Annotated in this window: 12 protein-coding genes and 1 other RNA gene; 9 read left to right on the top strand and 4 right to left on the bottom strand. The window is 40.1% G+C overall.

Going from position 1 to position 13609, the window contains the following annotated elements; all coding sequences use genetic code 11:
• The first annotated feature begins 165 nt into the window (after window positions 1-165).
• The 3 genes from CHI10_RS12765 (at window position 166) to CHI10_RS12755 (ending at window position 4206) form a co-directional block, all read left to right on the top strand.
• Window positions 166-735 carry a YppG family protein gene (locus CHI10_RS12765; RefSeq protein WP_286137349.1) on the top strand — a complete coding sequence of 190 codons (570 nt, stop codon included), beginning with the start codon at window positions 166-168 and terminating at the stop codon, window positions 733-735.
• 206 nt (window positions 736-941) lie between these two features.
• A complete protein-coding gene (locus tag CHI10_RS12760) occupies window positions 942-1805 on the top strand; it encodes an ABC transporter permease subunit (protein WP_095244648.1) in 864 nt (287 codons plus the stop codon).
• Window positions 1798-4206, top strand: a complete 2409-nt coding sequence (locus CHI10_RS12755; RefSeq protein ID WP_095244647.1) for an ABC transporter permease subunit — start codon at window positions 1798-1800, stop codon at window positions 4204-4206. The genes CHI10_RS12760 and CHI10_RS12755 overlap by 8 nt, the downstream gene beginning before the upstream one ends.
• Window positions 4207-4299: 93 nt before the next feature.
• On the opposite strand, the gene CHI10_RS12750 is transcribed toward CHI10_RS12755, so the two are convergent.
• From CHI10_RS12750 to CHI10_RS12735, 4 genes are all read right to left on the bottom strand, one after another.
• On the bottom strand, window positions 4300-4764 hold the full coding sequence (locus CHI10_RS12750; RefSeq protein WP_095244673.1) for an Hsp20 family protein: 465 nt from the start codon (window positions 4762-4764) through the stop codon (window positions 4300-4302).
• A gap of 109 nt (window positions 4765-4873) precedes the next feature.
• Window positions 4874-5566, bottom strand: coding sequence for a Crp/Fnr family transcriptional regulator (locus CHI10_RS12745; protein ID WP_095244646.1), 693 nt, complete (start codon window positions 5564-5566; stop codon window positions 4874-4876).
• Window positions 5567-5667: 101 nt separating this feature from the next.
• Window positions 5668-6585, bottom strand: a complete 918-nt coding sequence (locus CHI10_RS12740; protein ID WP_095244645.1) for an ABC transporter permease subunit — start codon at window positions 6583-6585, stop codon at window positions 5668-5670.
• Between the two features lie 5 nt (window positions 6586-6590).
• The gene (locus CHI10_RS12735; protein WP_095244644.1) at window positions 6591-7484 is read right to left on the bottom strand and encodes an ABC transporter permease subunit; all 894 of its coding nucleotides are present in this window, start codon (window positions 7482-7484) and stop codon (window positions 6591-6593) included.
• Window positions 7485-7690: 206 nt separating this feature from the next.
• Between CHI10_RS12735 and CHI10_RS12730 the strand changes: the two genes are divergently transcribed.
• The 6 genes from CHI10_RS12730 to rnpB all read left to right on the top strand — a co-directional run bounded on the left by CHI10_RS12730 (window position 7691) and on the right by rnpB (window position 13443).
• Complete coding sequence (locus tag CHI10_RS12730) at window positions 7691-9991, top strand: DEAD/DEAH box helicase (protein ID WP_095244643.1); 2301 nt, start codon at window positions 7691-7693, stop codon at window positions 9989-9991.
• Window positions 9981-11237: a ribonuclease H-like domain-containing protein gene (locus CHI10_RS12725; protein WP_095244642.1), complete on the top strand. Its 1257-nt coding sequence runs from the start codon at window positions 9981-9983 to the stop codon at window positions 11235-11237. Before CHI10_RS12730 ends, CHI10_RS12725 begins: the two co-directional genes overlap by 11 nt.
• A 330-nt stretch (window positions 11238-11567) precedes the next feature.
• Window positions 11568-11945 (top strand): CotD family spore coat protein, encoded by a 378-nt coding sequence (locus CHI10_RS12720; RefSeq protein ID WP_095244641.1) that lies wholly within the window; start codon window positions 11568-11570, stop codon window positions 11943-11945.
• Between the two features lie 79 nt (window positions 11946-12024).
• A complete protein-coding gene (locus CHI10_RS12715; RefSeq protein WP_095244640.1) occupies window positions 12025-12594 on the top strand; it encodes an SLOG family protein in 570 nt (189 codons plus the stop codon).
• Window positions 12595-12674: 80 nt separating this feature from the next.
• Window positions 12675-12974: a cell division regulator GpsB gene (gpsB, locus tag CHI10_RS12710; protein ID WP_095244639.1), complete on the top strand. Its 300-nt coding sequence runs from the start codon at window positions 12675-12677 to the stop codon at window positions 12972-12974.
• A gap of 81 nt (window positions 12975-13055) precedes the next feature.
• Window positions 13056-13443, top strand: an RNA gene (rnpB, locus tag CHI10_RS12705) — RNase P RNA component class B.
• Window positions 13444-13609: the final 166 nt, after the last annotated feature.

Genomic DNA, 13609 nt, shown 5'->3' with positions numbered 1-13609 from the left:
ATCATAGTTAGACAAAAACGGAAAGCGCTTCCTTTTTTACTCATTTTTAACTCCTTTCACATTCTGGGCAAATCATTCATATATTGTAATGGTGATAATACAAAGGCTACTGCCTGATATTATCGATAATATACTTATCTTATTGAATGGGGAGGATGTTTGCCCATGTTTGGCCGAGTAATGAATAGAACGAGCCATATGCAGCCATACGGCCATTTAAATCGAAATGTATACTATGATCCATTTTATATGGGGACCAATGGCCAATATTATATGAGGCAGCAGCCATTGCAGAATTATAACCAAGCTGCCGAACAGTATAATCCTTATTATTCGCCTTTTAACATGGAATACCAGCAGCCACAGCAAATGACAGGAATGCCGCAGAGTTTTCCGCACCAGCCCTATCCGCAGCAAAATTTTGATCCCGGATATTACTCACATACAGGATCAAAAAATGCAGGTATTTTTCAGAATCCGTTAGAATCTGAAGATTATTATGGAAATCAGCCAAGCAAGCCAGCAGCTCCGCAAATGCCATACATGAATCCATATCCAAAGCAATCTTTCATTCCAAAACAGCCATCTGGCGTGCAAAGCATTATGAATTCATTTAAATCCCAGGATGGATCACTGGATCTCAATAAAATGGTGGACACAGCAGGCCAGATGATGTCTGCAGTCACGCAGGTATCATCCATGGTTAAAGGGATTGGCGGAATATTTAAAGCTTAAAGGATCATGGCCGCACAGGCCTTTTTTTTATGGTTTAAAAAAATCAGACTTGAAAAAAGATTAAATATATTTAAAAATAGAATAGCCGGTCTATTTTTAAAGGTATATAGGGAATATTATCTATGAGAATTTAGTTGTATGATTGACAAAATTTAGATAAAAGTGAAAAAATAAAAAATGACTCTTAGTCATAAAGGGGGGGTAATATGGTTCGTGCTGTCCAGCAAATTTTTATTATATTTGTATTAATTTTAGTTCTAGCAGCTCTGCCAAAAATTATATCTGTTGATCCATTGAGCGGGAGTCTGCAATGGAGCTTCGAAAGTCTGCCGCATATTTATGGAGATTTTATTTCTGAAATAAGCAAGGGCAGCCTTGGTACCTATGAGCTTGGGATGCAGACACGTCCTATAGCCGGGGACATTGCTGATAACTTTTTTACCAGTCTCCTGATCGTATTGATTGCTGTAAATGCATCCTTAATTATAAGTCTAATTTTCGGGGTATTTATCAGCCGCTTCAGGCTTACTAAGCTTTTTGGGGCATTCATGAATATTCTTGCGGCCATACCTGACTTTATCATCATAGTGATGTCTATGATTCTTGCCGTTAAAATATATAAAATGACCGGTATCAGAGTGATTTCACTCAGGCCGGATGGAGGAGCCCTTAACACCTGGTTTCCCACAGTGCTTGCAGCGATTGCCCCGACACTATATTTATTTAAGCTCGTGTCGGTCAAATATTATCAGACAAGCGGGGAGGACTACATTAAGACTGCAGTTGCTAAAGGAATGGGCTTAAATTACATAAACTTTCAGCATGTCTTCAAAAATTTAGAGCCATTTATCAAATCTGAACTTGTCAAAGTGATTTCCCTGGCTATTGGAAATCTCTTTATTATTGAACATATTATGAATGTTTCCGGCATAACAAAATTCATTTTTCAGAGCAGCGGAGTTCAGCCGATTGCAATCGGCTTGTTTGCAATGCTTCTGATTTCTTTAATTGTCTATATTTCTAATAGACTCATATTCTATCTGTTTAAACGGGGTTTTATCTATGAATAAGCTGATAAAAATAAATTACTCCTTAATTATCGGAACTGTTATGGTTACCGGCTTGCTTTTTCTTAGCATATTCGGGCCTATTCTGGCACCGCATTCATTAACATCGGTTTTAGAAACACAATATACAAACGGGAAGGTTCTGGCACCGCCATTGGAGCCTTTTGAATCCTCTTCCTATCCGCTGGGCACCGATAAATGGGGTTATGATATCTTATCCATGATTTTATATGGATTAAGGTACACTGTTTTTATTGCAGCTGCTGTGACTGTTATAAAAATGGCATTTGGAACAATTATCGGTTTGTATGCGGGCACAATGAAAAGGACGCCAGGCTGGCTGATTGCTTTCGAAAATGCATGGAGCTATGTACCTCTGTTTCTTATCCTGTATTTTTTCCTTGCCCCAATAAGCTTCAACAGTACTCTTAAGCAAAATGTGTTAATTGTTTATTTTATTGTCATTGCGTCAGTCATCAGCATTCCAAGCATTGTATCTTCTGTAAGGCTTAAAACCGCACAGTTATATAAGTCTGTTTATGTTGAAGCTGCAAAAGCCCTGGGGGCCGGAAAACACCGTCTGATCTGGAAGCATGTTTTTCCTCAGTTAAAGGAAACGTTCCTGGTAATGTTTATACTTGAAATTGTGTACGTAATCGCCCTTATGGGCCAGCTGGCACTTATAAATATATTTGTCGGCGGAACCATTATGAGATATGACCCCATCATCTTCCTTTCAGCAACAAAGGAACTGGCGGGATTGGTTGGTCAGGCAAGATTAAATATTTATGGCAGCACCCATATATTAATTGCACCATTAGCGGTCCTTTTACTTGCAACTGTGTCTTTCAGTCTGCTGGCAAATGGACTGAAGAACCGTTTTCAATCAAACTATCAGCGTACTCCCTGGATTAAGACTGGGCATGAGCCATTAATAAGGCCCTCCAGAAAACAATATGGCCGAAAAAAGAAATTCTGGTCATTATCCGGCCCTAAAGCCGGCTTTGCTGCATTAGTGATTGCTTTTGCAGGTGCAGGTGTCTATGCTGTGGCTGCAAAGAATTCAAATACAGGCGTCCAAAGCGGCAGCAAGGCGGATTATAAAATTGATCTGGAAATGAACGCTGAAGGCTATTTTACTGCTAATGCAAATATTCAGTTGAAAAACAAATCAGATAATAACTGGAATGAGCTTGTCTTTTATTTCATTCCGAATGTTTTTATAGAGGGGCATTCATTTGATTCTGTTGAAGGATCGTCTGAAGCGGAGATCGAAAAAGTGACAGTGAATGGGCAAAAAGCTTTTTTTAAGCTGGATGGTGATACGCTGACAATAAACTTAAAACCGGAAATGAAAGATAAAAGCAGACATAAGGTGGAGATCCAATATGAATTTACAGTCCCAGAGGGAGGCAGCCGTTTTTCAAAAGCAGGCACAAATTATTATCTTGCTCAATGGTACCCAATGGCTGCAGTCTATCAAAAAGGCAAATGGAACAAAGAGCCTTATATGGAGGGGCTGGAAACATTTCATACAGGCTTCTCTGATTTCAAAGTTTCCTATAAGCTGCCTGAAGGGTATTCCCTGGCTTCTACAGCAGAAATAGATCCGGCAAAAGGAAAAAATGAGGGGACAGTTAAAGCTAAAAAGGTCAGGGATTTCTTCATTGCAGTCATGAAGGATATGAAAGTGTATGAAACGGAAGCGCAAGACGGTGTGAAGGTCAGACTATTTTCAAAAGGGAATCATGACAAAAACCCGGAAGCATCGTTAACACTGGCTAAAAAAGCACTATCTTTCTATCAGAATAAAATTGGAGATTACCCGCATGAGCAGCTTGATATTGTTTTGGATGAAGGGCAATTCATGGAATATCCCGGTATAGTCACTATAAATCCTTATATTGAAGATAAAAGGTTTTATGATATTTCTATTGTCCATGAAATTGCTCATCAGTATTTTTATGGAGCAGTAGCCAATGACCCATACAACAATGCGTGGATTGATGAAGGAATCACTGAATTTGCCACCTCTATGTACTTCTATGCAGGACAAAATCAAGCTGAACAGCAGGCATTTGGCATCTCCCATTATCGGATGGAGGCAATCGAGGAAGCTGGTTTAGGCAGGCAATATTCAAATGTGCCGGTTAATGAGGTAAAGCATACAGGATATATTTATGGTCAGCCTGCTCTGGAGATTTTACAAATGATTCAGGAAAAGTATACCTTGAAAGGGGAATCTCCAAAGGATGTGGGGATGCAGTTCCTGTCCGATTACTATCAGAAATTCCGCTATAAAGAGGTCGATACGAAGGAGTTTATATCCTTCACAAAGGATTACTTCAGTGTTCCGACAGGCTATTTCAATAATTGGATTGATACATCTAAACTGAACAGTTAAGCCCAGCTTAGATAACCCAAACAAAAACAAGCAGGCATGATACTGCTTGTTTTTGTTTAACCAGACTTTATAAAAGCAAGATTGCAGTCAGAATCAGTTCTCATCTATCAGGATTCTTTTTCCCTGCTGCTTAGGTACTGAAATTTGCAAGAGGCCATTTTGGTAAACCGCTTTTACTTTCTTTTCATTAACTGGCTGTGGAAGCGGAATTGTCCGGCTGGAACGCTGCATGCTTTGCTGCCTGCGGAAAATTTTGTTTTTTTCATCTTCTTCCGTTATCATCTCAGAGGATTTAACTGAAATGGTTATATAATTATCCAGGATATCAATCTGTATTTGCTCTTTATTTATTCCCGGAAGTTCCGCACTAATGATGTGTTCCTTTTCAGTTTCAGCAACATCAACATGGAAGGAAGAAGAAGCCGGGAAGGGATTTTTAAAGAAATCATCCATTGTCTGCAGAAATCCTCTGCCAGGTTTTTCATGGAAAAGCTGATTCATTGATCTCATCAAATCCCCAAATGGTTCGTTTCGATCCTTTTTCTTTGGATCCTCCATATCCATCCATCCCCTCTCAAACAGGATTTTTCAACATATCGTATGCCGCCTATTGGGTGGATGTTCCTGTTGAATAATCAGGAAAAAGAAAAAACCGCAAGTTGCGGTTTTAAAATATTGTCTCTAATAGTTGATCAGGGTTTATGATTAAATGTCCATCCTGGTCTGTTTCAATTAACATTTCTTTTTTCATTTTGGTTAAAGTCCTGCTGACCGTTTCCCTTGTGGTGCCAATCATATTAGCCAGGTCTTTATTGGTAAAGTCCCCTTTTAAAACAAAGGTGCCGTTTTCAAGCTTTTTTCCATGCATTTTGGCAAGCCGGATAAGCAATTTAATGATTTGCTCGTAAGTATTGTTTAAAATTTGCGATTCCAGGCGCTCCTGCAGATCGACAATCTTCTCGCCAAGGACTTTAAACACCTTAATACATAACTCCGGATTTTCTATAAGCACCTTTTCAAATTGCGAAATGGGCACAACTACGAGCTGAGCGTTTTCCAGCACCTCGGAAAAAGCCGGGTACCCGCCTTTTCTAAAGAATCCCACGTGAGGGAACATCTCGCCTTTTGCCAGGATGGCAACAATCTGTTCTTTACCACTAATATCACTTCTATAAATCTTAACTCTGCCGTTGTTAATAAAATAAACATTATCCAGCGGGTCGTCCTGCAGAAAAACATGACTTCCTTTTTTCCATTCCCGTGATATGGATATCTCAACTACTTTATCCAGTTCTTCGCTGTTCAGCTCTTTAAAAAGGGAGAACTGGGAAAGAACTGCCTTAATTTCTTCTGTTTTCATAATCCACCTCTTGCTTCTGTCCTATTAAGCTTATTGTAACAAAAAATATTAATAACGTTTATATTAAGAAAAGCTTATTTTAATAATCCCTGCTGGGTCATCTAAATATATCGGACCTTCCTGGTGAAAAATGATTTTAATCCCTCTGCGAATATATTAAAAGTTAAGATGGCATAGGTCATGGCAACTGCCGAGAAAAAAGGAATCCAAATTGGGCCTCTTATATCCTCAAAGGCTTTCATCATCATCATTGGCCAAGAAATCGAATTATTGACCAATTGCCAATCTCCTGTCATGGATTGAACAAAATCCTGCGAAATAAAAATGCCGACAAACCCTAATTGACCAAGCAGAAACATGACTTTTCCAAGATCAGTAACCATATATACAAGAAGCTTACTATATAAAAGAGGAAGATAGTATATTCTGAAAAGCCTGTATGGTGAAGCTCCGGCAGCAATCCCTCCATATATATACTCTTTAGATGAAATCTGATCAAATTCCAGCTTTATCATTTCGGCAGCACGGGGCATTTCTGCCAGAGCAATAATAAGGAGCAGGAATAAGGGGCGGTATTCACTCAGTAAAAATGGCGGCAGCATGGCAAGAAGCATGATAATGATGATGGTTGGAATATATGACAGCAGTCCATTCAGCCATTTTAGCAAAAGGTGTGTACCCAGCCATTTTTTGTGTGCAAGAAAGGAGAGCGGGATGGCCAGTACATAGCGAAGGACAGTTATACAGGCAACAAGCAAAATGGTTTCTTTTGCTCCCAGGATGATCAGGCTGAGCATATCCCGTCCGCTTTTGTCAGTGCCCAATATGTAATCCTCTGATGGCGGATAAGGCGGTATAACTGGCTTCTTTTCCTCATTTAGGATGTATGTAATCGTTGTTAGCTCACGGTCAACAAATGGAAGATATGGTCCTGCAAATGTGATTGCCAGCAATAGCAACAGCAAAAAGGTTCCTAAGCAAAATAAAGCATGTTTCCTGATCCATAATAAAAATCGCATCTCCCTCACACCCTTTCCTTTTGGACGAGCCATAATTTTGCTGTCTGTGAAAGGATAATAGTTAAAAACATGATGAAGAGGAAGGGAAGCATTAGGGACAGTGCCTTAATTTCATCATTAGATGATATGCTGAATAGAAGTTCCTTGCCTGCCCCGTTATAGCCTGCCAGCTTTTCAATGATTGGAAGGCTTGATAGGATATAGAGCATCACCAGCTGCGCCTGGTTCATAATGGGGGACCAGCAATTCCAGAGCATGTGAAGAAGTGCTTTAAAGTGGCCAAGCCCTTTTGCATATGCTGTGCGGACATACTCTTCGCCCATTTCATTTTCAAGAGCAGCCGATGTAAAACGGGACATGTGCAAAAATGGAAACAGGGATAATGAAATGAGCGGCAAAAAAAAGCTATACCAATTTTCATGTCCATATAGCTTAAAGTGCGGAAGACCATGCTGCATCATCAGAATGAAAAGATACTGTATGGCAATAAACAGAAAAAAATCGGGTATGGAAGAAAACATCCAGGAAAGAAAATTCTGGAGTTTCCCGGTGAATTTTGTTCTCCGGTAAAATTGGACAGCACCCATTAGTGTGCCAAGAAGCATGCTGACCATGAAAGCAGGCAGAACAATTTTTAAGCTGCGCGCAACAAATATTCCAGCTTCATCACTAACTGGGCGTCCGGTGCGGGCTTCCCCTAATCCTTTTTCAGTTAAAATATGGCCTGTGAAATCTTCAATTCTTTCCAGATACAGTTCAAAGCTGAAGGGGTAATCTGCTTCAATTTGAAAGGCCGATAAAAAGGTTAATTCCTTTTCTCTTGGAAGAAAAAGAATCAGGATAAATCCAATAATAATTAACATAAATACACCTGTTGATTTTAAAATGCTTTGCAGCAAGACTTCACCTCATTTGAGAAAAAATGGATATATTATATTCTCTTATATTTAGAACTTTCAGTCAATTTTTTCTGTGAATCTGAAAACAAAGAGAAAAGACTTAAAGGCTGAATAGAATTTTTTCCATAAAAAGTTAATAGAAATTAAGAGTTTGCTCTGTTAGAACGAACGTTTATTCGATAGAATAGGAAGATGAGGTGAAATAGATGAAAGTGCGAAAAAATTTGCCTGAAATCATGAAACAGCTTATATCTGAACAGCAATATAAAGAGAATATTGTCCATTGGCACACAATAGAAGAAAAAGAGGCTAAAACTGCCAGTCTTCCGGAAAACATTCATCCATCATTAAAGGATGCACTGCAAAAAAGGGGCATTTCAAGGCTTTATACACATCAGAAAACATCTTATCAGACAGTCATGAATGGGGACAGTCTGGTAGCAGTTACTCCAACGGCATCTGGAAAAACGCTTTGCTACAACCTTCCAGTCCTGCAGACGATCGTAAATGATCCGGATGCAAGGGCGCTTTATATGTTTCCGACAAAAGCATTGGCTCAGGACCAAAAAAGCGAAATCAATGAAATCATCCAGGAGTCCGGATTGGATATAAATTCCTATACATATGACGGGGATACACCGGCAAACATCCGGCAAAAAGTTCGCAGGGCCGGGCATGTGGTTATTACAAATCCGGACATGCTACACTCAGCAATATTGCCCCATCATACAAAGTGGGTATCCTTGTTTGAAAATTTAAAGTATGTGGTCATAGATGAACTTCATATTTACAGAGGTGTATTTGGCAGTCATGTAGCAAATGTTATTCGCCGCCTCAGGCGCATTTGCCGTTTTTATGGCAGCGACCCCATTTTTATCTGTACATCTGCAACAATAGCCAATCCTCTGGAGCTGGCAGAAAAGCTTACTGAAAAGCCGATGAAACTCGTGGATAATAATGGAGCACCAAGCGGGAAGAAACATTTTGTATTTTATAATCCCCCAATCGTCAATAAACCGCTGAATATCAGAAGAAGTGCAACTCTCGAAGCGAGAAAGCTCGCAGGAGAACTTCTGAAAAATAAAATCCAGACCATTGTATTTGCAAGAAGCAGGGTCAGAGTCGAAATTCTTTTGACGTACCTCCAGGAGCTGGTCAAACATAAACTGGGGCCTAAAGCTATTCGGGGTTATAGGGGCGGTTATTTGCCAACCCAGAGACGGGAAATTGAAAAAGGACTGCGTTCAGGGGAGATCTATGGAGTTGTCAGCACAAATGCCCTTGAACTGGGAGTGGATATCGGACAGCTGCAAGTTTGTGTCATGACCGGCTACCCCGGTACCATTGCCAGCTCATGGCAGCAGGCTGGACGTGCAGGCAGAAGGCATGGTGAATCGCTTGTTATTATGGTGGCAAGCTCCAGTCCACTGGATCAATATGTTATTCAAAATCCTGATTACTTTTTTAATAAAAGTCCTGAAACAGCCAGAATAAATCCGGATAACCTTATTATTCTGGTTGATCATATCAAATGTGCAGCCTATGAGCTCCCTTTTAATGCCGGGGAACGTTTTGGCACTTTTGAAACTGAAGAGGTATTGGAATACCTGGCGGAGGAAAGGGTGCTTCATCAGAACGGGGATAAATTTTATTGGATGAAAGACTCATTTCCTGCCCACAACATCAGTCTCCGTTCAGCATCACAGGAAAATGTTATCATAATTGATCAGTCAGATATTGCGAATGTAAAAGTAATTGGTGAGATGGACCGCTTTTCCGCTATGACCCTTCTTCACGATGAGGCAATCTATCTTCATCAGGGAACCCAGTTTCAGGTGGAAATGCTTGATTGGGAAGAGAAGAAAGCATTTGTCAGGGAAGTGGATGTGGACTATTTTACCGATGCTAATCTGGCAGTAGAACTTAAAGTGCTTGAGCAGGATAAAATCAGGTCGTCATCCATTGGAGAGATTGGCTTTGGAGATGTCAGTGTTGTAGCAATGGCAACAATATTTAAAAAAATTAAGTTTGAAACACATGAAAATATCGGATCCGGTCCAATAACACTTCCTGAAGAAGAGCTCCATACAAGCTCAACCTGGCTTTCGTTTAACCCGGAGTCGCTGAATTATAAGCAGGACCGGCTTGAACAGGGACTCATTGGAACAGCACATGCGCTTAAGCATATTGTGCCGTTATTTGTTATGTGCGATCCTCAGGACGTTCATGTTATCCCGCAAGTGAAAGCTGCCCATAATGAAAAGCCGACGATCTTTTTCTATGACAGGTATCCTGGCGGTGTAGGATTAAGTGAGAAAATTTTCGGGGGAATCGAACATATTATGAACGAAACGATGGAAATGGTATGCAGATGTGCATGTGACCATGGCTGTCCTTCCTGCATAGGAACAGATACCTCATCAGAAACGGCCAAAAAAGACGTACTCAGGATTCTCGGCTCTTTAAAAAATGGCGTTAATAGCGCAGGTGATAGAATTGTCCATTAAAAACAAGCTGAACAGGCTTAAGGGCCATCTTGGGACAGATAACGACAAACAGCCTTCATCCGTCCAAAAACAGCAGGAGAATAAGACCGATGTTCCTTTTAAAGAAGTATGGGCTAATGAAGGGGTTTATCCATATTATTTTGAAGACTCTTACTGTCTTGTAAGAGAAAAGGAATACAGCCTTGATTACAGGCATGGAATCTATTCTTTTGGGCAGTTTACTGCAGCGGTGGATGCCTGGAATTCTTCCAGCTTAAGGCATCCGCTGTCTGCTTCCGGTCACGGGCCTGAAAATCTTTTCTTTTTTGATACAGAGACAACTGGATTGGGCGGAGGGACTGGCAATACTATTTTCCTTCTTGGCCAAGCCAGCCTGCAGGGAAGCAAAATAAAGCTGAAACAGCATATTCTTCCTCAGCCGGGTGCTGAGATAGCTTTATATAAAAGTTTTCTGGAAAGCATTGATTATTCAACAATGGTCACATATAACGGGAAAGCTTTCGACTGGCCGCAGGTTAAAACGAGACATACCCTGTTAAGGGAGCATGTTCCAAAACTGCCGCCCTTTGGACATTTTGATTTATATCATGCTGCAAGGAGAATGTGGAAGCATAAGCTTGAAAGAATAAAGCTTGCTGCAGTGGAGAAGGATGTTCTGGGAATTGAAAGAAAAGACGATATTCCAGGGTTTCTGGCACCAATGATTTATTTTGATTTTATTGAAAGAAAAGATCCTGAAGGCATGCTGGGAATCATAAAGCATAATGAAATTGATATCCTATCCCTGATCAGCCTGTATACACATCTTTCTTTCCAGATACTGCAGCTCGATGAAAAACAGACTTCCCGTGAGGTTTATGAAGTAGGAAGGTGGCTGTCAACACTGGGTGAATCTTCAGAGGCGGCAATTGCCTTCAATAAAATATCTGAAGGAGAGTCTTCTGAAGCTTTGGATGCCAGGTTTGCATTAGCTTTTGAGCATAAAAAACATAAAAATTGGGATGAGGCAGCAAAACTATGGAAGGATATTGCTGAAAAAGGCTTGATCAATATGAAGGTAATATCCTGTGTTGAACTGGCCAAGATCTATGAGCATCGATTAAAGGATATTGACCAGGCATTAAAATACTCGGAAAAAGCGTTTAACCTGCTGGAGGCAGATAACGGAACAGAAAAGCTGAAAATAAAACAGGAAGATCTACACCGGCGGATTGTACGGCTTGAACGAAAATTTAATCAGGCTTAAATCTCTCTGTAACATAATTTTAATATACCAGACAAAAAAATCCACTATTTCCTAGTTGTATGTACTTCTTCTAACAGTTAAAATTATAAATTGTGTGGTACTTTTTTAGGAATTTTATATAGTGAGGCTGGTATAAAATGTATAAAGCAATCTTATTTTTATTCTTCCTTGTAATTTTCACTACTGCAATCGTTTTCTCCAATTTAAAAGACAGTTTCTACAGTATGCTCTAAGGCTAGTACCTATAAAATAGGTGTTTTCATTAGTACAAGATTACTCTTTCTAACATAGGTTGTTAATGTAAAAACAATTTCGAAAGGGGATCTTTACATGTATTGCAGACCAAGACCTTCGCAGGTGATGCCTGCTGTTGTTCATCCGACAAAGTGCTGTGTAACTCATTCGTTCCAGAACATTGTGGTTCCGCACATTCATCCTACACATCATACTCATGTAAACCACATTAACTATCAGAATCAGCACTCTTACCCGCAAACGCAGTCAAATGTTAACCAGGTGACACAATCAAATGTGAACATGGGACCGAGACCTGGTGTGGCAGGTGCATATAGCCCAGGAATGGGTCCAGGAATGGGAATGGGCCCAGGAATGGGAATGGGTCCGGGATATGGCGGACCTGGAACTGGCGTAGCTGGAGCATCAACTGGTATGGGTCCAAAACAAGGGCCGGGCTTTTCAGGCAGATAATGAACAAGGGCTTTTGCCCTTGTTTTATTTTTATTAAATGGCAGCATTCCCAGCCAGATTTCTTTAAGGAGTTTTGCAATTGACAAAAGTAGCAGTTATTTCAGGGTATAAGCCTTTTGAGGTAGGGATATTTAAAAATGATGACCCTGCTGCCGGCTATATCAAAACCGCAATCAGAAAAAGCATGCTTTCATTGCTGGATGACGGTCTCGAATGGGTAATCATCAGCGGGCAGCTTGGTGCAGAACTTTGGGCAGCTGAAGTTGTATATGATCTTCAGCTTGAAGGTTACGAAGACCTGAAGCTTGCAGTCATTACTCCCTTTTTAGATCAGGAAGCTTCCTGGAAGGATGCCAACAAGGAATGGTATGAATCCATATTGGCTCAGGCAGATTTTGTGGATTCAGTAACAAAAAAACCATATGAAAGCCCGCAGCAGTTCAGATTAAAAAATCATTTTTTGATCAGTAAAAGTGATGTTCTGCTGCTGTTTTATGATATGGAAAAAGAGGGAAGCCCAAAGTATCTGTATGAAACCGCAAAAAAATATCAGGAAGAAAATGAATATGATATTAGACTAATCACCTTTTATGATTTACAATTGATTATAGAAGAAGAACAATTCTCTCAGAGAGACACATTTGAATAATGCTCAGATAAATTGACAAATGTACATATCTCTGGAAAAATAGTATTAATTATGATTGCCGATATACTGAGGTGAGTGTCATGCTATCCGATAAAATTAAATTAACTGCAAAAGATATTTTGGAAAAAGAGTTTAAGACAGCCATGAGAGGCTACAAGCCTGAAGATGTGGATAAGTTTTTAGATGTTGTCATTAAAGACTATGAAGCATTCCATCAGGAAATTGAAGATCTGCAGCTGGAAAATATGAAGCTGAAAAAACAGGTTGAGGAAGCTTCACGCAGACCGGCAGCACAAACTGCGGGAACAACCAATTTTGACATCCTAAAAAGATTATCAAACCTGGAAAAACACGTTTTTGGCAGTAAATTGTATGATTGACAGTATTTATCGGACTTTCCAGTTTAAAACCATTGCTATTCTATCACAGATTACATATAATATTCTTTGTGATCATTAATAGCGTTCGGGTAATCGCTGCAATATATCTTATATTGTAGAGGAAAGTCCATGCTCGCACAGGCTGAGATGCCTGTAGTGTTCGTGCCTAGCGAATTCATAAGCTAGGGCAGTCGGAGTTTCTTCGGCTGACGGCAGGGAAAATGCCTAAGTCCTTCGGGATATGGCATGAATACCTTGAAAGTGCCACAGTGACGTAGCCTTTTCAGAAATGAAAAGGGTGGAACGAGGTAAACCCCGCGAGCGAGAAACCCAAATGATGGTAGGGGCACTTTCCCTGAGGAAATGAACAACGGGAAGGACAGGCAGATGCCTGTAGATAGATGATTGCCACCTGAGTACGAGACATTTGTCGCTTGCAGTACTACGGTACAAAACATGGCTTACAGAACGTTATTAGTGAGACAGTATGAGTGTTATAAATTCAAGCTCTCCTTTTTGGGGGAGCTTTTTTACTTTGCTGCAGGCTGGTAAGAAATATATGCTAGTTCCAGAAAAATTGATGTTAAAAATATTGGTCTAATTTACTGAGTTGATTGGAGTGGAGGGTGCTTGAC

This window comes from Bacillus sp. 7894-2 (assembly GCF_002272225.1).
Lineage (GTDB): Bacteria > Bacillota > Bacilli > Bacillales > Cytobacillaceae > Cytobacillus.
This window is presented reverse-complemented; position numbering and strand designations above follow the sequence as displayed.